The organism is Marvinbryantia formatexigens DSM 14469 (assembly GCF_025148285.1).
GTDB lineage: Bacteria > Bacillota > Clostridia > Lachnospirales > Lachnospiraceae > Marvinbryantia > Marvinbryantia formatexigens.
This window is the reverse complement of the sequence record NZ_CP102268.1, coordinates 1,720,309-1,745,303: the sequence shown is the minus strand read 5'-3', so window position 1 is coordinate 1,745,303 and position 24,995 is coordinate 1,720,309. Positions and strand designations below refer to the sequence as shown.

The following is a 24,995-nucleotide window of genomic DNA, read 5'->3' as shown; positions in this document are numbered from 1 at the left end:
AGAAGCCTGGCAGGCATGGACAGAGGAGAATAATAATATTTTGAGTTCTCTGGATAGTCCGAATCGTAGTAATCTCCATAGAATGATAAGAATATACGATTTTCTGCGATACGGACCTAAAAAGCCCCCGTGATTCAAGCATCTGCAGGCAGACACCATCACGGAGACTTAGATGTTGGAATATAAGCAGCATAGCATCTGTAAACAGATACCAGCATGGATGCTCGATAAACCTAAAGTTATCATATGAGATGGAAAGATATTTGTCAATGTCCAATTTCAGTTTATTATGTGAAGGTTGACTGTCCGATGGTGTTGTGATAGGCTGAGAATACAATGGGGAAAGGAGAGTACTTTGATATGGGATTTTATTTAAACTCAAAAAGACCGGTTGATTTCTATAGAAAAGAAATTGACAGCCCTTATTTTGTAGATAAAACTATGATGCTCGACGAATTGTCGGATAGAATAGAAACAAATACAAACTATATCAGCATCACAAGACCGCGCAGATTCGGGAAATCTGTTATGGCGAATATGATTGCGTCTTACTATTCTGTAAATGGTGAAAAAAGTCTGTTTTCCGGTTTGAAAATTTCAAAGATGGATTCTTTTAAGAAGTTTTGCGGGAAATATGATGTGATTTTTATATCGTTTAATGAGCTGCCAAGAAGATGCAGCTGCTATGAACAGTATATTGCCCGTATAGAATCGCGTATTTTGCAGGATATTATAAAAGCCTACCCGGAAGTGGAAATCAGTGAGGACGACGCTGTGTGGGATGCTTTGACGATGGTGTATGACGCATATGAAGCCCAACGTTTTATTTTTGTTTTTGATGAATGGGACTTTATTTTTCACAGAGATTTTATAACGGATGCAGATAAGAAAGCGTTTATCAGTTTTCTCAGCAATCTCTTGAAGGATAAAGTCTATGTGGCTTTGGCATATATGACTGGAATTCTGCCGATTTCAAAATATTCAAGTGGTTCTGAGCTGAATATGTTTGCTGAGTATACGGCAGCTTCAGAAGCAATGTACAGCGAGTATTTTGGATTTACAGATTCAGAAGTAGATGAATTATACAGGCGGTATCTGGAAAACCAGCCGGTTCCGGCGGTAAGCCGGGAAGGAATACGGGAATGGTACGATGGATATCAGACAAAATCGGGAATAAGAGTGTATAATCCACGCTCGGTAGTATTATCGCTGACAAATAATAACCTTGGAAATTATTGGACAAGCTCCGGTCCATACGATGAGATATACTATTATGTCAACCATAACGTGGCTGCCGTGCGTGATGACCTGGCACGGATGGTGTCTGGAATTCCTGTGGCGGCAAATGTGCGGGAATATGCGGCATCTGCGATGAAACTGGTTACGAAAGATGAAATTTTTTCTGCAATGGTTGTATATGGTTTTCTGAGCTGCGACAATGGATATGTCAGCATTCCGAATAAGGAGCTGATGGATAAGTTTTGCGAGATGTTGCTGAAGGAGCCATCTCTTGGTTATATGCATCAACTGGCAGCCGAGTCGGAAAAAATGATGAAGGCTACATTAGCCGGTAATGCGGATGAGGTGGCAGAGATTATGAAACGGGCAGGATATTTGGCGTTGGTATTGCCTATAATCGAAAGACAAAAGAAAATACCTGTAAAATAGAAGTACTACGCAATAGATTATGAAAAAAAGCTATGCTGGCAGCTATGGAAAGGCTGTCAGTTTTTTTATAGCAAGGTTTTCCGCGGCATTTTTTGTATAACAGAAATACTGGTTATAATCCAGAAATAAAAAAATAATCCTGTTTCCGCGCGGTTTTATTTCGGTTATATTTGATATATAAGGGGAAAGTATGGATAAGGAAAAATAGCAGCAGGAGGCAAAAGTGATGTTCAGAATATTAATTGTGGACGATGAGAAAAAACACCGGAGCGGGCTTATCCGGCTTTTGTATACTATGTATCCGGAGGACATGCTTCTGGAAGCGGACAGTGCAGAACAGGCACTGGAAATTATGAGTCTGCTGGAGTGCGAGATTGTAATTACGGATATCCGTATGCCGGGAATGGATGGAATGGAGCTGGTATGGCGGATTCGCGGGGAATTTCCGGATACAGCGGTCATTATTCTTTCTGGATATGGGGAATTTCAGTATGCGAAGGATGCGATTAAATATGGCGTTTCCGATTATCTGCTGAAGCCGGTAGATATCGGCGAAGTGAAAAAATGTCTTGATAAGGTGAAGGGAGAGATTACGGAACGAAGAAATAGAAATCAGAATCAGGAAACTATGAAAAGCCAGTTGCGGGAGACAGAAAGCGTTTATATGGAATATCTGATGCAGCAGTTTGTGCGGAATGCAGAGTTTGAGAAGAGGGAGAAAATACGGGAGATTTTTCCGATAGAGCAGCCGGGCTATCTGATGCTATGTGAAATCAGTGCCGGAGAGGGCGGGTTTGATGCGCAGGAATTCCGGATGGCGGTAAAGAGTTATATAAAATCAGCGTCATCCTATTCGTTCTCTGCGGGAGAAAAAAATCTATATGCAATTCTGGTATTAAGCGCGCAGAAGGAAAATCATTTCTGGTTTGAAACGATGAGGCGGGCTTTACAGAAGACGCTTCCAGGATGCGGCTTTGCATTTTATGTCAGCAGCGTGCAGGAAAACATGTATAAACAAATGCAGAAGGCATACGAAGAAGCGCTGACGGTCTGGAAGTATCGTTTTTATAGTCTGGGAGATTACTGTGATTTTGATTTGCTGGGAGGGCGTCTGGATGGAGAAATTGAAGAAATAGCGGATTTGTTGAATCCAATGCTGGAAAAGATAAAACAAAACGATATTATATCAGCTTTTCAGATGCTGAAATCTGCTGTTGTAAAGAATATGGAGGATAAGCTGCCGGAGCCTGGAAAGTTGTGCCGGGCGGTGATGCTGCTGCTTTTTCAGATTGTAAAAGCGTTGGATTCGATGATGAGTGAGGAAATGAAACAAAAAACAGACGAATCTCTGATGCGGATTTATCAGTCGCAGACACTGGAACGGCTGCTGCGTTTTGTGTACGGTTTTCTTTTGGAAATCGGAAAAAACATTAATTTTCAGAAGGAGATCAGGGGTGTTGATGTACTGGAGCATTGCCGGGAATATCTGGAAAAGCATTATATGGACGAAATTACAATGGAAATGATTGCAGAAAAATATTACTTTAATGCATCTTATTTCAGTACGGTTTTTAAGAATTACTTTGGAAAAAGCTTTTCCGGTTATATGACGGAGCTGCGTATGCAAAAAGCAAAGGAATTTCTCATTTCTACTGACTGGAAAATTAAAGAAATTGCAAGTAAGACCGGATACCGGGATGCAAATTACTTTATACGGGCCTTTAAAAAGTTTTATGGATATACGCCGGAAGAATACCGCAAATTAAGCGCGCAGGATTAGAGGGCAGATGATGAAAAGAATAAGAAAAATGAAAATCCGCACCAGAATGCTGCTGGCAATGCTTCTGATGACCGGGCTGATTCTGGGAACCATTACCATTTTTACCTACAAAAATACAGAAAATACAATCGAAAGTCAGGCACTGTACAGTTTTGAAGAAAATGTGCAGAAAACCTGTGCAATTCTGGACAGCAAGCTGGAGGTCCTGAAGGAGGCGACAGAAAAACTGAATCTGGAAACGAGGCTTTATGATATCTTTCTTAATCTGGATTCCTCTGATTCGCTGGAGCTGCTGCGTGCCAGCCAGGATATTGCGGCAATTTTGCGGGATTATATTCCGTGGTACAGCGATATTTATTCTGCGCATCTGCTCACATCTTATTATCGTTTCGGGAGCGATACAGAAAACTATTATCCGTCCTTTATGGATAGTGAGATTGCGAAAAAGACATACGAAGCCGGGGGAAGATGTGTATGGTTTCCAACCTACAGCTATACGCAAATGTATGGAATTACGAATCTGAGGGATGAGCAGATTCCATATGGCAAGCTGTTCAGTGTAGCAAGGCTGATGAACCTCAGTGATGTCAGCAGTGGCAAGGTGAAGCGGCTTAGTGATTATACAGAAAATCCTGTGCTGGTGATTAATTTCAAACCAGATTATATGGAAGAGGTTCTCGTAAGTTATGGTACAAACGACAGCCTGAAGGATACGCAGTACTATGTGCTGGACGCGAAGGGAGCGGTTGTGTATAGCACAGATGAGAATTATCCGGCGAGCGGAAGCTATCAAGCCGACTGGCTCGACGGGCTGGAGGAGGAAAGCGACTTCGACGGCTTTTTTATTAGGGAAAACGGAGAAAAATATCTGCTCAGCTACAGCCGCAGCAAAATTACAGATTGGCTTGTGGTGATGAAAATTCCGGTTTCCAGTCTTATCGGCAGTCTGCAAAGCCGGTATATCCGTTATCTGGCAGTTGCTTTTGCAGTGATGATGCTGGTATCTGCGTTTATTGCCTGGTTTGCATCTTCTGTGGTAAATAAACAGTTTTACCGGGTGATTGGGACGATTGACCGAATCGGGCAGGGAGAGTTTTCACAGAAAATAGAATACGAGGATTCTGATGAATTTGCTTTTTTTTATCAGAAACTGGAGAAGATGAGTAACGATATTGGAAATCTGATACATGAGAATTACGAGGTCAAACTAATACAGAAGGATACGGAGGTAAAAGCGCTGAATGCCCAGTTGAATCCGCATTTTATTTATAATACGCTCAATATCATTAACTGGACCTGTCTTGAGGGCAATCTGGAGGCAACCAGCCAGATGCTGGTAAATCTTTCGCGGATGCTGCACTATACCAGCCATCATGAGGGATTATACGAGCTACTCGGAAATGATATTGCCTGGCTGAAACGTTATCTTTATATTATGCAGATACGTTTTGCAGATAAATTTGATGTGATTCTGGATATCCCGCAGGAGCTGATGGAACTGAAGGTACCGAAGCTGTTCTTGCAGCCGTTTGTTGAGAATGTTATTGTACATGGCTTTAAAGAAATGCAGGAAAAGGGGCTTCTGGAAATTCATGCGGAGCAGGAAGAAAATACAGTTGTTTTTTATGTGGAAGACAACGGATGTGGAATGACAGCGGAAAAAATACAGGATATTATGAACGGTAATCCGGATTCCATTGGAATTGCAAATGTAAATCAGCGTATTCGTATTTTATATGGACAGGAATATGGTGTGGAATATCATTCACAGATTGGCGAAGGCACCTGCGTGATGATTAGAATACCGAAATAGTGCTGTTTTCCAAAATTTGTGCGGTAGAATCCGGAGCGAAAATTTTTTATGATAGGTGCATGGAAAAGCTTTTCCCGGACGGTAAATTTTTAGAAAAATTTCAGACACAATAAGAAAGAGAGGGCTTTTTATGAAAAATGGAAAAATGCTTGCGGCGCTGCTTATTGGTACAATTATGTTTGGAGCGGGCGCGGTGACTGCCGGCGCAGAAGAGGGGACGGAACCCTGCACTATCACATTTACATATTGGGGAAGCGGTGCGGAACAGGCGGCTATCGAGGCGTCTCTGGAGACATTCCAGGAAGCGTATCCGGAAATTACAGTAAATGCTATTCATATTCCAAGCGATGACTTCCTGACCAAGATTAATTCGATGATTGCAGCAGGGGAAACGCCGGATATCAGCTACTCGGCTTCCTGGAAATGCCAGTTTGGTGAAGAAGGACTGATTTACAATTTCTATGATCTGGCGGGAGAGGATCCGGACTTAAATCCGGACAATTATCTGGATACCTGCTGGTGGAAATGGTCGGAAACAGAATCTGCAGGACCGATTATGGCAAATGTGTGCCCGTCTCTGATGTACAATGCAGACCTGCTGGCAGAAGCCGGTATTGAGGTGCCGACAACGACAGAGGAGGCATGGTCATGGGATGAATTTGTGGAAAATGCGCAGAAGCTTACGCTGGACAGTGAGGGAAGGAATGCGTCTGACCCGGAGTTTGATTCTAATAATATTGTCCAGTACGGGGTGATGTTTGCACCGAGCTGGAACACCTATATGTCATTTGTATATTCCAACGGCGGCGGTTATTTAAGTGAGGACGGAACGGAATTCGGGCTTACGGAAGATACGGCGTCTGAGGTGCTTCAGAATTTTGCGGATTTGATTAATGTTTATCATGTAGCGCCGACCTCTATCGCTTCAAACTCCATGCCCTCCGCGGCATCGGCGATTGCTTCCGGGCAGGCGGCGATGTACCTGGACGGAAGCTGGAACCATCTTGACCTTGCAGAAGCAGGCTGCAACTGGGGTGTAGGAGTGCTGCCAATTAATGAAAATTATACAACGTATCTGGATGGAGGTTCTCTGATTATTTTTAAATCAACAGAACATCTGGATGCGACTATAAAGCTTTATAAGTGGATTACTGACCCGGAATCTTCAGAAGAAATTACGGAGATGTTCCGCACTATCTGGCTGCCGGTGCAGAAGGAATATTATGATGACCCGGAAAAGCTGGAATTCTGGGCATCGGAGGAATTCCCGGCAAGACCGGAGGGTTTCCAGGAGGCTTGTGTGGATGCGGTTATCAATAATCTGACGGTGGCGACAGAGATTAATGTTAAAAACTTCAACGAGATAGATACATTAGTAAGCGCGGCTATGGATGAGGTGCTTTCCGGCAGCAAAACGGCGCAGGATGCAATGAACGCAATTAAAGGTAATGTAGATGCGCTCGTAGAAGGAACCTACAACGGTGAACGGTCTTAGGAATGACAAAGAACTGCTTCCCCGGAAGAAAGATTTCCGGGGAAGCACATATAAAGAAAAAGCTCCGGATGGATTCAGACCGGGCGGAAGGAGGCAGCAAAGTGAAATATACAGCATTAAGCAGGAAAAGAAGAAAGAGAGAGAACAGGTGGGGACTACTGTTCTGCCTGCCCTGCATCCTTGGGTTTCTTTTTTTTGCCTTTTTACCAATGTGCACCAGCTTTTTTTATAGTTTTACAGATTATAATGTAATCTCAAAATGTAATTTTGTGGGTCTTGACAATTATAAAAACATGTTTAGTGGAGCGGATCCGTATTTTTATAAATCGTTATTTGTGACGGTAGTATATGTGGCACTGTCCGTTCCCTCCTCTCTGATTACCGCCTTTTTAGTTGCTATGCTGCTCAATTCTGAGGTGAAAGGAAAGGGCATATTCCGGACAATTTTTTATCTGCCGTCGATTGTGCCGGTTGTTGGGATGTCGGCAGTCTGGCTGTGGATTTTTAATTCAGATTTTGGACTCGCCAATATGCTGCTGAAAGCTGTCGGTCTGCCGACCTGCCAGTGGCTTTCCAGTGAAACCACGGTGATTCCGACACTGGTATTTACAAACCTCTGGACAATCGGGTCGACGATGGTTATCTTCCTTGCCGGAATCCAGGATGTTCCGCGTCAGCTTACAGAGGCGGTGGAAATAGACGGCGGCGGAGGGCTTGCGAAGCTTTTTCACGTAATTATTCCAATGATGACGCCGACCATTTTCTATAATCTGGTTATGGGTATTATCAATGGGTTTCAGATTTTTACGCAGGCATATGTAATTACGCAGGGCGGACCAAATAATGCCAGCTTGTTTTATGTATATTATTTATATCGTGAGGCGTTCCAGTTTATGCGGATGGGAAGCGCCTGCGCGATTGCCTGGGTATTGTTTGTAATTATTATGGCTCTGACGGTCATTATGTTCTGGCTGCAGAAAAAATGGGTCTATTACGGAGGTGAATAATTGTGACGGCAAAAACGAAAAAGAAAATTCAGAAGGTAATTATTTATGTGCTGCTTCTGGCAGGAAGTGTTCTGTGTCTGATGCCGCTTTTCTGGATGATACGTAGCTCGCTGATGACGAATGTAGAAATTTTTATGGTGCCGATTCACTGGCTGCCGGAGAAAATTCAGTGGCAGAATTATAAAGAAGTATTTACGACGCTGCCGTTTCTTACATATTACGCTAATTCTCTGAAGCTGGTATTTTTTGTAGTCACAGGCGCGGTACTAACCAGTTCTCTGTGCGCCTACGGACTGTCGCGGATTGACTGGGCGGGCAGAAATATTGTTTTTGCCTGTATTATGGGGAGTATGATGCTTCCGACGGCGGTGACGATTATTCCTACCTTCCTGATGTTCCGTAGAATCGGAATCACAAACAGTCTGCTGCCACTGATTATTCCGGCATGGCTTGGAGGAGGTGCGTTTTATATTTTTCTTCTGCGTCAGTTTTTTCTGTCGATTCCAAGGGATATGGACGAAGCGGCTTATATAGACGGAGCCACACATTTTCAGATTTACAGCAGGATTATGCTGCCGCTTACAAAACCGGCGCTTGTGGTGGTGGGGATGTTTGCGTTTATGAATACCTGGAATGACTTTCTGGGACCTTTAATTTATTTAAACAGTGACGACAAGTATACAGTTGCGCTGGGGCTGCAGCTTTTTATCGGCAGTTACCGTGCGGAATGGCAGCTTATGATGGCGGCGGCATGTCTGGTTGTGATACCGGCAGTACTTGTGTTCATGATAGGACAGAGATATTTGATAGAAGGAATTACCATGACCGGAGTAAAGGGGTAACGCTGATTGGGTATACGGGTATATCCGATGGGGTACCGGGAAAAGGAGGAATAATATAGATGCATTTACGTGGAAATATAGCATATCATTCGTGGGAGGAATTCTGGAGCCAGGCGTATACTTCACCGTTTTTTAAAGCCGCATATGATGATACCTCAGAAAAAACGGACTGGTCCTTAAGCGAACGGCAGCTTTTTACACAGTCGAACGGCAGAATTCTGCTTGGACAGGATACAATGGGACGTCTTCATTTTGCCTGTACGCCGCATGAAAGGATTTATGCGGTGCCGTCTGGCGGTGAAGATATAGGCGGTCAGTTTAAAGGACATATCGGGCAGTATTATCAGAATGACACAGCTCTGCTGCTGGGAAAGCTTCAGTATGAATTTGAGCTGGAAAATGGTCTTTTACTTCCGGCGGCAAACCGGGAAGCTATTACGGAATACACGGATTATTTTCTGCCGACAACAACTTCGGGATATCCGGAAATGGAAATGAAGATATTTTCTTTTGCGCCGGTTCTGGAGCCGGAGGCGCTGTCGCAGTCACGGATTCATCCGCTGCCGGGACCGGCTGCCGTATTGTTCTGTGTAGAAGCTGTTAATATGGCAGGCTGTACATTGAGAGGAAGATTGCGCCTGTCCTTTGACCAGAAATTTGTCAGTCAGTTTGAACATTATGGAAAGCGGTTTGAGGATTATGCGCAGAATCCCTACCGTGCAGAATGGGACCAGAAGCTGTTAGTGCTCTGGCATCCACAGGTATGTGCGGCAATCCAGTTACTGGATGCGGTGACGGAGGGAGAGGCTGCAAATCCGCGGATTTATGTGCCGTTTGAAATGAAGGCGGGAGAGCGCCGTCTGTTTACAACAATTATTGCGCTGGCACCGCACAGAGAAGAAATCCATGAGAATCTGGGAATTGTGTATCAGCATACGCCGCTGGAATGGATGAATGTCACGTCTGCATTCTGGAAAAGCAGGCTGGGCAGGATAGAATCCGGAATTCGGGAGAATGAAGAACTGGGACATAAATACAGCGATATGCATATTCGTTTTATTCTGGATAATTTTAACTGTCTTTCTTTTAACGGGCGTGGGCAACTGCTTACAAACTGGCAGGGCGCACCGTCGCATTCGCTTTCCAGACTCTGGGGAATTGATATTGAGCCGGATGTGGTCAGTGTCATGTATGCGGTACCGGAGGTGGGACCATGCGCAGTGGAGTATCTTCTGGAGCGCAACCGTCCGAGGTTCAGTCTTTACAGCGACCATAGTATGTTTTTCTTTATATCACCGCTTTTAATTGCCGGAAAATATCTGGAGCTGACGGGCGATTCGGCATATTTTCAGAACAGGATGGACGTGCTGAGTGGACTGGAGGCGGTTTATCGGGGAATGTTGGCGCATAAGCATAAAGAGCGGGCATTGTTCAGCAGTCATTATGCAAGTGACCTGATTGTATTTAAAAAGTATGATTACGGGGCAAATGTGCAGTGTTATTATGCATTGAAATCCTGGTGTGCTATACAAAAGGCTGTGGGAAAACAGGATGAGGAAGCGCAGGAGCTCCTTATGAGGATGCCGGCGGATATGGCAGAATGCATGGAAGCAGACGGAACGTTTGGCAGGCAGATTACCGGTGGAAATAATCTGGAAGAAAATAAAGACAGATTCTATATTCCGGAGGAACTCTGGTATTATGGAGGGGAAGATACGGCGACGGTGCTGGCGCCGCTCTATGGATTATATGAATTTGATTATGGACCGTATGTCAATCTGCACCGGTTTGCGCGCTCTCTGTTTATCACAAATTATGACCCGGAATATCAGACGCTGCGGGAGCTCCATTTTGGAATGAACCCTTCCGCAACTGGCTGTACACTGCGGCTTGGTGGAAGCTATACCAGACGGGAAATGCTGCATGCGCTGGAGATTCTCTTTGAACGTCTGGATGAGACCGGTTCACTTTTCTGGTGGCCGCGGGCATATAATAAAAAACGTTGTCTCACGCGCTGCAGCCAGGGGCAGGGAGCATGGATACAGCAGAGCGTTGAGCAGTGGTACGGACTGCGCATGGATGGGACAAACCGCATGCTTACCATTAAACCGCAGGGTTTGCTCACATCATATAAACTGACGGGGATGCGGCTGGGTGTTTTCTGCTTTGATATTACCTATGAAGAGCAGGAAGCGCAGACGGTTTTTATTGTAAAAAATTGCAATAAAGTGGATTTTACAGTGAAGTTTGTGGTACGCCAGTCTGGTGCCGCGGCGGAGGGAAAGCTTCAAAGAGGATGTATTCTGGTTCCGGCAGGCAGGACAATCAGGAAACAGTTTTACACAGAAGCGTTCGTTCCGGAAGAAAGTGGGATTGTACAGACAGAATGCGCTGCATTTGCGGAGCAGGGAATAATTTTCAGACCGTATGGTATCGTAATGCCAAAGCTGTCTGCCGGTAAATGCAGCATTTTTTTGCTGCGCTTTGTGATAGCACATATGGAAACGGAGGAATGGGAAAAAGTCAGTGTTGAGCTGGAGGTACCAAAAGGATGGCTGGCAAAAGAAAAACAGTATTATATCTGGGATTACCAGCCAGTTTTTACAGAAGGAAAAACAGTCTGCGAAATCGGAAGTGTAAAACCGGGAACGCATGGAGTGGCAGGATTTTATATCAGCCTTCCGGATACACTGGCGGGAGATGAAAAAAGTGTTATGCTGTCCGCGCATCCGTTTCCGCAGACAGCAGACGGAAGCTTAGGAGATATTGAATTGTATATAGAAGGGGAATGTACGGAATGTACAGAACCGGTTACCGCTATTTTGCGGGTAAACGGTGTGATACGGGGACAATGTGTATTGCCTGTCCGGATACTGGACAAAGAGGAGTACGGACGGAAATTTGACCGGATGTATCACGGCGTGTGAGAAAATAACCGGACAACCGGATGACCGCACACCCAAACGGACACTTCCAGGACGTCAGCTGACTGACTCAAATGAAATCCTGGCGCTTATGGCAAAAAGGAAGAAAGCTGAATGAAAAACATGTTGATAGTTCCGTACTTTTGGATTTTGCTTTGGAAACAATTAGTGAGATGCAATATTCTGTCGGTGGCGTTATGGAATTTCTTAGTTGATAAAAAAAGAGAACAATCACTACGACATGGTAGAGAATGTTCTCTTTTTTCTGTCTGAAAGGGAATCAATACGCTTTTACCCGTTATTTTTCTTATTAAACGCTGCTCTCTTTCTCATGGTCGGGTCCAGTATTTTTTTACGGATACGCAGGCTCTTCGGCGTGACCTCCAGGAGCTCGTCGGTGTCGATGAATTCCAGCGCCTGCTCCAGGCTGAGGATGCGGGGCGGTGTCAGCTTGAGGGCGTCGTCGGAGCCGGAGGCACGGGTGTTTGTCAGATGCTTGGTCTTGCAGACGTTCAGCTCGATGTCGTCGGTTTTGCCGTTCTGTCCGATGACCATGCCGGAGTACACCTTTTCACCGGGACCGATGAAGAGGGTGCCGCGCTCCTGGGCGGCGAACAGGCCGTAGGTGACGGATTCGCCGGATTCGAAGGCAATCAGAGAGCCCTGCTTGCGGTACTGGATGTCACCCTTGTAAGGACCGTATCCGTCATACGTAGTGTTTATAACGCCGTTGCCCTTGGTGTCGGTGAGAAATTCTCCGCGGTAGCCGATAAGTCCGCGTGCCGGGATGGAGAACTCCAGGCGGGTGTAGCCGCCGCTTCCCTGGCTCATGCCCTGCAGCTCGCCCTTGCGGCTGCTGAGCTTGTTGATGACGGTGCCGGAAAATTCCTCCGGGACGTCGATATAGGCAATTTCCATCGGCTCCAGCTTCCTGCCGCGCTCATCCTCCCGGTAGAGCACCTCCGCCTTGCTGACGGCAAATTCGTAGCCCTCGCGGCGCATATTTTCAATCAGGACGGAAAGATGCAGCTCGCCGCGTCCGGATACCTTGTAGCATTCGGTGTCGTCGGTTTCCTCCACGCGCAGACTGACATCCGTGTTCAGCTCGCGGAACAGGCGGTCGCGCAGATGGCGGGAGGTCACATATTTGCCCTCCTGCCCGGCGAGCGGGCTGTCGTTTACCATAAAATGCATGGCGATGGTCGGTTCCGAAATCTTCTGGAATGGAATCGCCTCCACGCGCTCCGGGGAGCACAGGGTGTCGCCGATATGCAGGTCGGCGATACCGGAGATAGCAACGATGGAGCCGGTGCCCGCCTCGGTGACGTCCACTTTGTTCAGTCCGTCAAACTCGTAGAGCTTGCTGATTTTTACCTTTTGCTGTTTGTCCGGCTCGTGATGGTTCACCAGCACTACATCCTGGTTGACGCGGATGGAGCCGTTGTCCACCTTGCCGACGCCGATGCGTCCGACGTATTCGTTGTAATCAATAGTGCTGATAAGTACCTGCAGCGGGGCCTCCGGGTCTCCCTTGGGCGCCGGAATGTAGTTGATAATAGTCTCGAAAAGCGGCGTCATGTCGCGATGCTCGTCGCTCAGATCCAGAACAGCGTAGCCCGCCTTTGCGGAAGCGTAGATAAACGGGCAGTCAAGCTGCTCGTCGGAGGCATCCAGGTCGATGAACAGCTCCAGAATCTCGTCGATGACCTCGGCGGGTCTTGCCTCCGGACGGTCGATTTTGTTGATGCAGACGATTACCGGAAGGTCAAGGTCCAGCGCCTTGCGCAGCACAAACTTTGTCTGCGGCATGGAGCCCTCAAAGGCGTCAACGACGAGAATAACGCCGTCCACCATTTTCAGAACACGTTCCACCTCGCCGCCGAAATCGGCATGTCCCGGTGTATCGACAATATTTATCTTGTAATCTTTGTAATATACGGCGGTATTTTTTGAAAGAATGGTAATGCCGCGCTCACGTTCTATATCATTGGAATCCATGACGCGCTCTGCAACTGCCTGGTTCTCACGGAATACGCCGCCCTGCTTCAGCAGGTCGTCTACCAGTGTCGTTTTGCCGTGGTCGACATGGGCAATGATGGCGATGTTACGGATTTTTTCCTGATTCATACTTTTCCCTCTTTCCATGAAATAAATGATGCGAGCCGGGAAACAAACGGATAGAAAAAGCATTTGTCGTCAGCTCATTACTTTAGTATAACAGAAATTTTGCGATTGACAAGGGTTTAATTATGAGATATGGTGAAGCCAGTTACAGAAAAATAACAGTTCAGCTAAGCTGCCCTGTTACATAGAAAAATTACTGCTTACGCCAGTCTCAGACAGGCTGCTGTAACGGAGTGGGCAGTAACCGGGAAAAGGATGGAAAATGCAATGGCAGAGAAGAAAAAAGGACGCCGCGCGCATCTTGACGCATTTAAAAAGAATGAAAAGGGAGAATATATCTATACAGGGAAGCTGTACGCATTTGATGAGACTGTTATCCGGTGGAAAACGGCGGTCATCCGTCTGGGAGCGGCCTGGGCGGTTCTGATGGCGGCGATGATTATAAACGGCTGTATTCCGGCGCCGGGGATGGCGGGCTGTTTTTACGTGCTGCTGCCGTATGCGGCGCAGGTGGTGTCCGCGGCGGCTCTGGGAGTGGCGCTGCTTTCCGTGGCGACAGCGGGAAATCCTCTGCGGGAGTACCAGTATGAGGCGGCGGTGAAAAAAATTCCCATGAGGTCCCGGCTGGCGGCAATCTTTGCCGGAGCAAGTGTGCTGGGCGAGCTTCTTTATCTTATACAAAACGGCGCGGGAAATGCGGCGGGGATGGCGGCGCTGTTTCTGGTGCTCGAAGTGATAGCCTGCGTCTGCGCGGCGTGGATATGCAAATACTCCAAAAGTTGGTTTTTACAGGTATCGCCAATTGACAATCTGCCCAAAAACCATTATAATTGCTAATAGTTTCAAATACACAAAAAGGAGGATATAATGTATGTTTAATGCAAAGAAACTGTTAGCGCTTACACTGACAGCGGGCATGTGTCTGGGCTCTGTTTCCGGCGTATTTGCCGAGGAGACCACGGAGGCCGCTTCAGAAGCTGCCACAGAGGCGGCGGGCGCAGATGCGGAGACATCGGCTAATACGCTGGTGTATGGCGAAGATGCTATGGAAGGAAAATTCTCTCCGTTCTTTTACACTGCAGTTCCGGATGAGGATGTTCTCAGAACCCTGTTTCCGATGCTCATGGATTCTGACCGCGAGGGCGCGGTTGTACTGAAGGGAATTGAGGGTGAGACCCGTGAATACAACGGCACGGACTACACCTACTACAGCATTGCGGACTGCGATATTGTGGAAAATGAGGATGGAACGGTAGACTATAATATTACACTGAGAGATGATCTCGTGTGGTCTGACGGAGAACCGATGACCATTGACGATGTAATCTTCTCGTTTTATGTATACTGCGACCCGACATACGATGGAAACAGCACGGTTTTCGCGCTTCCGATAGAGGGTATGGAGGAGTACCGCAGCGGTATGGAATCTCTGTTTAACCTGCTGGTAGAAGCCGGTGAGGACAATACCGATTTCACATACTGGGATGAAGCAACACAGACGGCTTTCTGGGCAGATCTGAACCAGGCAGGTGAAGCATTCGCACAGTCGATCGTAGACTATTGTATCGCAAACGGCTACAACGCGGAGGGCGATTCTGTAGCGGCGTGTGCGGCAAACTGGGGCTACACACTGGACGAGGGCGCGACTGCGGCAGATTTCTTTGCGGCAATGGTAGAAGCTTATGAAGGCGACTACATTACAATGTCCGATACAGAAAATGCGGGCACGATTCTTACGGATTTAATGGAAGACTATGATGCGTACAGCATTGGTGTGGAGACAGGCGAATCTGCTCCGTCCATCACCGGTATCAAGAAGACCGGCGATTACACCATGACCGTTACGACATCCACGGTTGATGCAACGGCAATCTATCAGTTAAGCTCCTTTATTGCTCCGCTGCATTACTATGGCGACAAAGAAGCATATGACTATGACAACAACCAGTTCGGTTTCCCGAAGGGTGATCTGTCCGGCGTGAAGTCTCACACGACACAGCCTCTCGGAGCAGGTCCGTACACCTTCGTAAGCTATGAGAACGGTGTTGCGACGGTTAAGGCAAACCCGCTGTACTACAAGGGAGAACCGAAGATTGAATATATCAACTTCCAGTTTGTACAGGAAGCAGATAAGATCAGCGGCGTAGGCGCAGGCACGCTTGATATCGCAAGCCCGGCATTCAGCCTTGACGCAATCGATGAGATTACGGCGCTAAACGGCGGCAGCGAAGATTTTGACGGCGATGTGATTACCATCAAGACCGTGTCAAATCTGGGATACGGCTATATCGGCATGAACGCGGAGAACGTATCGGTCGGCGGCGAGCCGGGTTCCGAAGCTTCCAAGAATCTGCGTAAGGGTATCGCAACGGTTCTGGCGGTTTACCGCGATGTGGCGATGGATTCCTACTATGGCGAGTGGGCAAATGTAATCAACTACCCGATTTCCGATACCTCCTGGGCAGCACCGCGCGTTACCGACGAGGGTTATCAGATTGCCTTCTCCACAGATGTAAACGGCAATCCGATTTATACGGATGATATGACAGAGGATGAGAAATATGCTGCAGCTCTGCAGGCGGCTCTTGGCTTCTTTGAAGCAGCGGGCTACACGGTAGAGGACGGCAAGCTGACGGCGGCTCCGGAAGGCGCGTCTCTGGAATATGAGCTGATGATTCCGGGAAGCGGCATCGGCGACCACCCGAACTTTATGATTGTTTCTATGGCGAAGGATGCACTGGCAACCATCGGCTTCAACCTGATTATTACTGACCTGTCCGACGGTACTGTTACCATCGGAAATAACCTGGAGGCAGGCACTGCCGAGCTCTGGACAATGGCATGGCAGGCAACTCCGGACCCGGATATGTATCAGATTTACTACTCTGATATTGCAAACGGCGGAAAGAATCCGGGCGGCAGCAATATGTACTATGACATCCAGGATGCGGAGCTTGACGAGCTGATTATGGCGGCGCGTCAGTCCACCGACCAGGCATACCGTAAGATTATTTACAAAGAGTGTCTGGACAGAATCGTAGACTGGGCAACCGAGATTCCGGTATACCAGCGCCAGAACTGCCTCATCTTCTCATCAGAGCGCATTAATCTGGACACGCTTACTCCGGATATCACCACCTACTGGTTATGGTACAACGACCTTGAGAAACTTGAACTCAAATAAGACGCTGAAAAACTTATCCCTGGAATAAAAAGGGATGCTCTGCGGCAGAATATGCCGCAGGGCGTTTAGTTGCCATGCATCCGAAGGGAGCTGCCGGGGGCAGCTCCTGTAGGTTTGCCATGCATGCGGTAATTCTGCATATAAGGCGGTCGCTTGGATTATGGGATGCAAACGTCTGTCTTATATGCAGATTTTTTATGAGTCAGGAGACAAGAGTCAGAAACCACACTGTGCCTGCGCAGGGGTGGCTGAAAGACTCTGGGACTAGCCATAACAGGGGAACTCGCGGATTTATTCCGAATGTTCGCATTAATTTTGGGCGTGCGAAGCACAAAAACGGCTGGCTCACAGAAGGATAATCTGTCAGAATAATCCGCGGCATGGCAGAATATTTACAAGAAGGAGGAAAATGAATGCGCAAATATATTACGAAGCGTCTGGCACTCTCAGTCGTTATTTTGTTTTTTGTATGTTTCATCATATACGTGCTGATGCGCTGTCTGCCTGCTTCCTATGTGGAAAATATGGCGATGCAGCTCAGCCAGCAGCCGGGCTCCAAGACCTACCAGGAGTGGCTGGACCAGTTAAATGCACAGTATCATCTGGATGTCGGCATCATTCCGGGCTTTTTCATGCAGCTCGGCGAAATGCTCCGCGGCAACTTCGGCGATAGCTGGAAATTCACGGTTCCGGTAGTGGAGCAGTTCCGTAAGGTAATCGGTGTTTCCTTTGTTATGGGTGCGATCGCGCTGATTCTGGAGCTTGTGATTGCGATTCCGCTGGGAATCATCGCGGCAACAAATCAGTATTCCAAGGCGGACTATGCGATTACCGTGTTCGCTCTTGCCGGTATTTCTCTGCCGACGTTCTTTTTCGCCAGTCTGTTAAAGCTTGTCTTTTCGGTAAAGCTGGGCTGGTTTGACCTGGTCGGGCTGACCGGGCGCAACTATAACAATCTGGATTCGTTCGGACGTATTCTGGACATGGGATATCACCTTGTCCTTCCGATTATCACGCTGGTGGTGGTCAGCGTCGGTTCGCTGATGCGCTACACCAGAACGAATATGCTGGAGGTTCTGAGTGCGGACTATATCCGGACCGCGCGGGCAAAGGGACTCAGTGAAAAGAAGGTTATCTATCATCACGCCTTCCGGAACACGCTGATTCCGCTGGTAACGGTTATCGGAAACTCTCTGCCGGGGCTGTTTTCCGGCGCACTGATTACGGAGACGCTGTTCGCGATTCCGGGAATCGGCTATACCTCCTATCAGGCGATGATTGCCGGAGATATTCCGTTTTCCATGTTTTATCTGACATTTATGGCAATTCTGACGCTGGCGAGCAACCTGCTGGCGGATATTATGTACGCGGTGGTTGACCCGCGCGTGCGCATTTCGTAGAAAGGGGGAGCAGTCATGTCTGAAGAAATAAAGAATACAAATGCGGGCGGCGAGGAACAATATTCCCTGAATGACGACCGCCGCGTAAAAGTGCTTTCCCCCGGCGCGATGGTTGCAAAGCGTTTCTTCCGCAACCGTCTTGCCGTAACCGGTATGGTGATTCTGATTGCCATGTTTCTGTTTTCCTTTGTCGGCGGACTTATCAGTCCCTATGGACAGGACCAGGTTTTCTACCGCAGAGAAAACATAAAGAAGGAATATGTGGGCGTTACCGAAAATACGGAGTTCCGTTATCTGCAGCTCGACGAGGCTTACGGCACCGTGGCGCAGGCCATGACCGTGCTTGCCATCCAGCAGGAAAAGGATTCCATCACGGCGACCGGCGGCACCTATGATGTTATCAAAGAGAGCGACGGTCTTTACTCCATCAAGGACGGCGATAAGGTCATCGGAGCCGCATATCTTGATATTGTGAGCGCCGAGGACAGCAGCACGACCTTTACGCCGGAATTCCAGTACGGCGCGCTGCTCGCGCTCGCACAGGGCGGCGGCGAATTTTCGGCGGACGGACAGGATTACGAAGTGAGCGAGGACGGTATGGTCACGCAGAACGGGGAATCCGTGGCTGTGTGCAGCCGCTATGTTATCCAGTCGAAGAGCGGAAACGTCAATGTGAGCAATGAATTCCGCGAGAGCCTGATTGAGGCGCTCGGCACCGGCGAAGAGGAATTTACCTTTGCGGAAGAGGGCGGGGAGGCGGCGGAGTACACGCTTTCCTACGACGCTGCGACAAAAATCTGGTCGGTTATGCAGGAGACCTCCACGCAGGTGTTTGATACCTATTCCTTCCCGTCGAAGGAGCACTGGCTCGGCACCGACAGAAACGGTATGGATATGCTCACACGTCTGATGTACGGCGGCAGGGTTTCGCTGATCGTCGGATTTATCGTTGTAATTATCTCTACCGTCCTGGGAATCCTTCTGGGCGGCGTTGCCGGTTATTTCGGCGGCTGGATCGACAATCTGATAATGCGTATCGTAGATATTTTTTACTGCATCCCCTCGATGCCGGTCATCATTATCCTCGGTGCGGCGATGGACGGTATGCGCGTGGACCCGCAGATACGTATGCTGTATCTGATGCTGATTCTGGGTATTCTGGGCTGGCCGGGCACGGCGCGTATGGTGCGCGGGCAGATTCTCTCCCTGCGTGAGCAGGAATTTATGACGGCGACGGAAGCCTGCGGCATCAGCGTGTCCAGACGTATTTTCCGCCACCTGATACCGAATGTCATCCCGCAGCTTATTGTTATCAGCACGATGAGCCTCGGCTCGACGATTATCACGGAGTCCACGCTGTCCTTCCTGGGACTGGGCGTAAAATTCCCGTTTGCTTCCTGGGGAAATATCATCAACGATGTTTCAAACTCCTTCGTGCTGACGACCTACTGGTTTATCTGGATTCCGGCGGGTATCTGTCTGATGCTGACGGTGCTGGCATTTAACTTTGTGGGCGACGGTCTGCGCGACGCGTTTGACCCCAGAATGAAACGATAAGAGAGGAGGGCGCAAAATGGCAAAAAATAAACCAGAGGGCTACCTCTCTGCCAGAGAGTCCCGGCGGATTTCAAAGGAAAACCGCAGAATTACAAATGAACTGGAAAAAAAGCGCAAGCGCAAAAACGTTCCGGAGAGCGAGTATACCGTGAAGATGCACGACCCGAACAACGCCGTGGAATTTGACAACCTGCATACCTATTTCTTTACGGATGCGGGTACGGTCAGAAGCGTGGACGGCGTAAGCTTCGAGGTGCCGATTGGCAAAACCGTCGGCGTGGTAGGCGAATCCGGCTGCGGAAAGTCCGTTACCAGCCTCTCACTGATGCAGCTTCTTCAGCGTCCGCAGGGGCAGATCGTGGAGGGCGAGATTCGTCTGAACCTGGGCGACAAGGCGGTGGATATCGCGAAGGCGCCGGAGGAGGTTATCCGGCATCTGCGCGGAAATTATGTGTCCATGATTTTCCAGGAGCCGATGACCTCTCTGAACCCGGTGTTCCGCATCGGCGCGCAGCTTGACGAGGTCATCAATCTGCACGACGGCGAGGGCAAGAGTAAAGAAGAGGTGAAGGCGCGCACCATCGAGCTGCTGGAAATGGTGGGTATCGCAAACAGCGAGGGCGTTTACACGATGTATCCGCACGAGCTCTCCGGCGGTATGCGCCAGCGTGTCTGCATTGCAATGGCGCTTGCCTGCAACCCGAAGATCATTATCGCGGACGAGCCTACGACGGCGCTGGACGTTACTATCCAGGCGCAGGTGCTCGACCTTCTGCGCAACTTAAAGGATAAGATTAATTCGTCAATTATGTTTATCACGCACGACCTGGGCGTTATCGCCGAAATGGCGGATTACGTGGTGGTTATGTACGCCGGACGCGTGGTGGAGAAGGGCACGGCGGAGGATATTTTCTTCCATCCGGCGCATCCGTACACCATCGGTCTGATGGCGTCGAAGCCGGTGGTCGGCAAGCAGGTGGATAAGCTGTATTCCATTCCGGGCAAGGTGCCAAACCCGATCAACATGCCGGATTACTGCTATTTTAAGGACCGCTGCGAGATGTGCGTGGCACAGTGCGACGGTGAGTACCCTTGCGAAATCAGTCTGTCTGAGACGCACAAGGTATCCTGCTACCGCTACTATGGAAAGGAAGGAGGGGAGGCAAAATGAGTTTAAATAAAGAAGCTGCCGGCGGGAAAGAGCCGGTTACCTACGACCCGCAGTACATCCTTATGGTCAATGATTTGAAGAAATATTTTCCGATCAAGGGCGGCATGATGGGCAAAACGGTCGGACAGGTGAAAGCGGTGGACGGCGTTACCTTTAATTTAAAGCGCGGCACCACAATGGGACTGGTCGGGGAATCCGGCTGCGGAAAAACAACGACTGGACGCACCATTCTGCGCCTCTCCGGAGAAAAAACGGGCGGACAGGTGCTGTTTAACGGACAGGAGGTCTACGACCTTCCGGCGAAGGAAATGCGCGCGCTGCGCACGAAGATGCAGATTATCTTCCAGGACCCGTTTTCCAGTCTTTCCCCGCGTTTGCCGGTGGGGGAGATCATCGGCGAAGCAGTGCGTGAGCATAAGCTGGTCCCCAAAGAAGAATACAACGATTATATTGATAAGATCATGGACAACTGCGGACTTCAGCCCTTCCATAAGGACCGCTATCCGCATGAGTTTTCCGGCGGACAGCGCCAGCGTATCTGTATTGCGCGCGCGCTTGCCCTCAATCCGGAGTTCGTGGTCTGCGACGAGCCGGTTTCCGCGCTGGACGTTTCTATCCAGGCGCAGATTATCAACCTGCTGAAGGATCTGCAGGAGCAGTATGCGCTGACCTACCTGTTTATTTCCCACGACCTTTCCGTGGTCGAGCATATTTCGGACACGGTCGGCGTGATGTATCTCGGAAATCTGGTGGAGTATGGTGCGACGGCAGATATTTTCCGCAATCCTCTGCATCCGTACACGAAAGCGCTTTTCTCCGCGATTCCGATTCCGGATCCGACCGCGAAGATGAACCGTATCGTGCTGGAGGGATCCATTCCCTCACCGGCAAATCCGCCGTCGGGCTGCAAGTTCCACACCCGCTGCGCGAACTGCATGAACCGCTGCAAGGAAGAGGCGCCCGTCCAGAAGGAGATGGAGCCGGGACACTTCGTGGCGTGCCATCTGTACGATAAATGAGAAGTAACAAAAAGCAATACGACGACGATGACGGGCGCATCATCGCCGATATGAGCGCTCTTTCGCCAGGCGGGGGCAGAAAGAGATTTGCGTCCCCTGAAAAAGAGCAGGAGGAATCCGGGCGCGAAGAACGCCCGTGGGAGGATACCTTCACAAAAGAAGAGCGGCGCATGTACACGCTCGGTGCGCTGAAAGCGGCGCTGCTGATTGCGATGGTCTTTATCATAGGTCTTGGTCTGGTGACAGCGTTTCTGCTGTTTCTGTGGAGCTGAGAAGCAACGGAGCCATCCGGCAGAGAAAAATCTGCGGATGGCTCCGTTTTAGATTTTTTTAGACTCTTCTGTTTTCTTGATAATTTTCTGCGCGCTATGTTATATTTGCTTACAATTAAACATGGTCTGGTCTTTTTTGGGAGGATTTTTATGACTTATGAGAGCATTACTTTGCGCACAGAATTTACCATAAATGAAATTTTCTCCATACACTATTTTGAGTATACGAAGGACTTTACTTTTGAAGGAGAAACGCATGATTTCTGGGAACTGGTCTGCGTAGACAACGGAAGTATCGACGTGACGGCCGATACCTCCGTAATAAAACTGAAAAAGGGAGAAATGATATTTCACAGACCAAATGAATTTCACGCTCTGCGGGCGGATGGAATTTCTCCGCCCAATCTGATTGTTATTTCTTTTCAGTGCAGGGCGCAGTGCATGAAATTTTTTGAAAAAAGACATGTCACCATCAACGCCACAGAACGGTTTTATCTCGGACAGATTCTCACGGAAGCGCGCAAAACCTTTACGACGCCTCTGAATAATCCTTATATCTGCAAGCTCAGACGAAACGAAAACGCTGATTTTGGCAGCGAGCATATTATCCGGTTATCCCTTGAATTTCTGCTGCTGAACATCTATCGCAGATACAATGCTCCTTTGCAGCCTGTTTTTAAGGAGGAACCGGCTCATCCGCTGATTCGCCGGAGCAATGAGGAGCTTCTGGAGCAGATTATCCGTTATCTCCAGCAGAATGTCTATAAGCATCTGACGGTTACGGAAATCTGTAAAGCGAACATGATCGGACGCTCTTCGCTGGAGAAGCTGTTTCACAAAGAAAAAAACTGCGGGGTCATCGAATACTTCTGCAGATTGAAAATCGAAACAGCCAAGACGATGATCCGGGACGCCAGGTATAATTTTTCGGAAATTTCGAATCTCCTGGATTATTCCTCCTACCAGTATTTTTCACTCCAGTTTAAGAAATATACACGGATGTCGCCATCTGAATATCTGACCTCTATACAGAACTTCAAAGAGGAGAATGGGGAGGAAATCCGTTTGCCTTAATTGCCGCGTTGATGTTTTCCCTTACTTTCGTAAGATAAGTGATGCTCTGCGGATATTTGTCAAAGGTCAGCTCGCCGTACTCCGCTTCGTCCAGACAGGACAGCACGGTTTCGCGGTCTGTCAGACTTTCCAGATATTTCATGGCTCTGAGGTCATTCATAGTTTCTTCCATCAGCATACAGCGGATGGAATCTTCCGGCTGCCCGTCTTTGCCCGGATAAACCAGGAACGGGTCGCCCGACGGAAACGCGCCGTCCGCGTCAGTGCACTGGTACGGATTGATAGGATACAGAGAATATTCGGAATTATAAAAATTATATCCCCATTGCAGGAATCCGTCGATTTCGAATTTATATAGCTGCATTCCCAGGATGCGGGTACGAAATCCTGGCTGGGCGATAAAGCGATTGGACACATCCACTGCCTGTGCAGTACAATAATAGGTCCACAGCCGTTTGGGACGGTTCTCTAAAAACGGACCGATGTGGTCATTGGCGCAGATCGGTTCTTCTGCCGCGCCCGTCTCGTAGAATTTATAATCAGAAAGGGCATCGATGATGCGATAGCCTTTCAACTGCTCCTTTACGATATTTTTTGCTGCCAGGTAAGACGGAAGCTGTTCCGGTACTGGTTCATCTGAAATATGGAAAAAGCACTGTTTGTCAATTTTAAGCTTCTTCAGCTCTTTCAGGAAGGAATCCAGAAAAGCATGGAGAAAATCCGCATATTCCGGGCTGTTGGATTTTGTCTCCCAGCCGAAAATACGGCGCTCTTCACCGTTTACCTTTCCCATAATCTTCGGAGCCGCGATAGCGCCCCACTGGCTGAACAGATGGGAAATTTCAAAGTATTTGATACCGCATCTCTGACACATTGCCACCCAGCGCTCAAACCGTTCGTATCCAAATTCGTAGCCGTTTTCCGTTACGGTAATGTCTACCAGCTGCACAGTACGGCGTTCGCCGCCTGCCGCCGTGTCAAGGGGCGGCGTAAAAACTGGTGTGAGCAGCGTATTACAGCCGCGCTTTACCGCATGGGCAACAAAATTTTCTATAATCTGCCAGTGCTCCTCGCTGAACACCTCCACCTGGTAATAATTTGCCAGGCAGTCGCAGTGAAACCATTCCGTATGAGGAATGGGAAGCTCCGGGAGGGCAGCACTCAGAACCTCCAGAGAAATTTCCGCTTTTTCTTTCAGAGACAGCGCTTCATTCAAGGACTCCGCCTCTCCTTTGATGGAAGCCTCCAGTTCCACTTTTACCTGGCACATGCCCGCCTTTGCCAGCTCGCCAACCTCCAGGTCAATCCACAGGCTTCTCCACTGACCGGAAATGAGCGGAAAACCAAATTCTGTTATTTCCGTCAGAAGGTCGGGATAAAGCCCCGGATTTGTTACCAGATATCCGTCGTCCCTCCGCAAATGGCAGGGATAGGAGCAGGGAACCAGATTTACGGTTCTTACACGGGCAGTGATTCCCTCCGGTACGTCAACCGATACATATCCTCTCTGTTTTCTCCGTCCGCCCCAGTAATAGGCAATCTGAAAAGAAACCGTCTCTCCCCGCAGAGCAGACAGCTTCCCGCTCATTCCTTCATCGGAAGGCTCCTTTGCCGGGAACACCTTTTCCATAGAGCTTATTGTTTTAAAACGAAACTGTTCCATAT

The 24,995-nt window shown here is 48.5% G+C and carries 17 protein-coding genes; 15 read left to right on the top strand and 2 right to left on the bottom strand.

Going from position 1 to position 24,995, the window contains the following annotated elements; all coding sequences use genetic code 11:
* Window positions 1-360 precede the first annotated feature (360 nt).
* The 7 genes from NQ534_RS08465 (at window position 361) to NQ534_RS08435 (ending at window position 11,532) form a co-directional block, all read left to right on the top strand.
* On the top strand, window positions 361-1,668 hold the full coding sequence (locus tag NQ534_RS08465; RefSeq protein ID WP_081455563.1) for an AAA family ATPase: 1,308 nt from the start codon (window positions 361-363) through the stop codon (window positions 1,666-1,668).
* 226 nt (window positions 1,669-1,894) lie between these two features.
* Window positions 1,895-3,448, top strand: coding sequence for a response regulator transcription factor (locus NQ534_RS08460; protein WP_006860654.1), 1,554 nt, complete (start codon window positions 1,895-1,897; stop codon window positions 3,446-3,448).
* A 7-nt stretch (window positions 3,449-3,455) separates the two neighbouring features.
* The gene (locus NQ534_RS08455; RefSeq protein WP_006860656.1) at window positions 3,456-5,261 is read left to right on the top strand and encodes a sensor histidine kinase; all 1,806 of its coding nucleotides are present in this window, start codon (window positions 3,456-3,458) and stop codon (window positions 5,259-5,261) included.
* A 130-nt stretch (window positions 5,262-5,391) separates the two neighbouring features.
* Window positions 5,392-6,756, top strand: a complete 1,365-nt coding sequence (locus tag NQ534_RS08450) for an ABC transporter substrate-binding protein (RefSeq protein WP_006860657.1) — start codon at window positions 5,392-5,394, stop codon at window positions 6,754-6,756.
* A 101-nt stretch (window positions 6,757-6,857) separates the two neighbouring features.
* Window positions 6,858-7,763 (top strand): carbohydrate ABC transporter permease, encoded by a 906-nt coding sequence (locus NQ534_RS08445; protein WP_322790990.1) that lies wholly within the window; start codon window positions 6,858-6,860, stop codon window positions 7,761-7,763.
* Window positions 7,764-7,765: 2 nt separating this feature from the next.
* A complete protein-coding gene (locus NQ534_RS08440) occupies window positions 7,766-8,605 on the top strand; it encodes a carbohydrate ABC transporter permease (protein WP_006860659.1) in 840 nt (279 codons plus the stop codon).
* Between the two features lie 59 nt (window positions 8,606-8,664).
* Window positions 8,665-11,532, top strand: coding sequence for a hypothetical protein (locus NQ534_RS08435; protein ID WP_006860660.1), 2,868 nt, complete (start codon window positions 8,665-8,667; stop codon window positions 11,530-11,532).
* Window positions 11,533-11,820: 288 nt separating this feature from the next.
* Here the strand turns inward: NQ534_RS08435 and typA are convergent, their stop codons facing one another.
* Entirely contained in the window at window positions 11,821-13,656 is a 1,836-nt protein-coding gene (gene typA / locus NQ534_RS08430) for a translational GTPase TypA (RefSeq protein WP_040782019.1), read from the bottom strand.
* 264 nt (window positions 13,657-13,920) lie between these two features.
* Here typA and NQ534_RS08425 point away from each other — a divergent pair, with 264 nt between their 5' ends.
* The 8 genes from NQ534_RS08425 (at window position 13,921) to NQ534_RS08390 (ending at window position 23,330) form a co-directional block, all read left to right on the top strand.
* Window positions 13,921-14,490 carry a hypothetical protein gene (locus NQ534_RS08425; RefSeq protein ID WP_143115748.1) on the top strand — a complete coding sequence of 190 codons (570 nt, stop codon included), beginning with the start codon at window positions 13,921-13,923 and terminating at the stop codon, window positions 14,488-14,490.
* Between the two features lie 34 nt (window positions 14,491-14,524).
* On the top strand, window positions 14,525-16,837 hold the full coding sequence (locus NQ534_RS08420; protein WP_006860664.1) for an ABC transporter substrate-binding protein: 2,313 nt from the start codon (window positions 14,525-14,527) through the stop codon (window positions 16,835-16,837).
* A 413-nt stretch (window positions 16,838-17,250) separates the two neighbouring features.
* Complete coding sequence (locus tag NQ534_RS08415; protein ID WP_006860665.1) at window positions 17,251-18,237, top strand: ABC transporter permease; 987 nt, start codon at window positions 17,251-17,253, stop codon at window positions 18,235-18,237.
* A 15-nt stretch (window positions 18,238-18,252) separates the two neighbouring features.
* Window positions 18,253-19,794: an ABC transporter permease gene (locus NQ534_RS08410; protein WP_006860666.1), complete on the top strand. Its 1,542-nt coding sequence runs from the start codon at window positions 18,253-18,255 to the stop codon at window positions 19,792-19,794.
* 16 nt (window positions 19,795-19,810) lie between these two features.
* Window positions 19,811-20,965 (top strand): ABC transporter ATP-binding protein, encoded by a 1,155-nt coding sequence (locus NQ534_RS08405; protein WP_006860667.1) that lies wholly within the window; start codon window positions 19,811-19,813, stop codon window positions 20,963-20,965.
* On the top strand, window positions 20,962-21,984 hold the full coding sequence (locus NQ534_RS08400) for an ABC transporter ATP-binding protein (RefSeq protein WP_006860668.1): 1,023 nt from the start codon (window positions 20,962-20,964) through the stop codon (window positions 21,982-21,984). The genes NQ534_RS08405 and NQ534_RS08400 overlap by 4 nt, the downstream gene beginning before the upstream one ends.
* The gene (locus NQ534_RS08395; protein WP_006860669.1) at window positions 21,981-22,256 is read left to right on the top strand and encodes a hypothetical protein; all 276 of its coding nucleotides are present in this window, start codon (window positions 21,981-21,983) and stop codon (window positions 22,254-22,256) included. The genes NQ534_RS08400 and NQ534_RS08395 overlap by 4 nt, the downstream gene beginning before the upstream one ends.
* A gap of 150 nt (window positions 22,257-22,406) precedes the next feature.
* On the top strand, window positions 22,407-23,330 hold the full coding sequence (locus NQ534_RS08390; protein WP_040782022.1) for a helix-turn-helix domain-containing protein: 924 nt from the start codon (window positions 22,407-22,409) through the stop codon (window positions 23,328-23,330).
* Here NQ534_RS08390 and NQ534_RS08385 read toward each other — a convergent pair.
* Window positions 23,293-24,993 (bottom strand): DUF4091 domain-containing protein, encoded by a 1,701-nt coding sequence (locus NQ534_RS08385; RefSeq protein WP_006860671.1) that lies wholly within the window; start codon window positions 24,991-24,993, stop codon window positions 23,293-23,295. The two genes, NQ534_RS08390 and NQ534_RS08385, sit on opposite strands and share 38 nt — an antisense overlap.
* Between the last annotated feature and the right edge of the window lie 2 nt (window positions 24,994-24,995).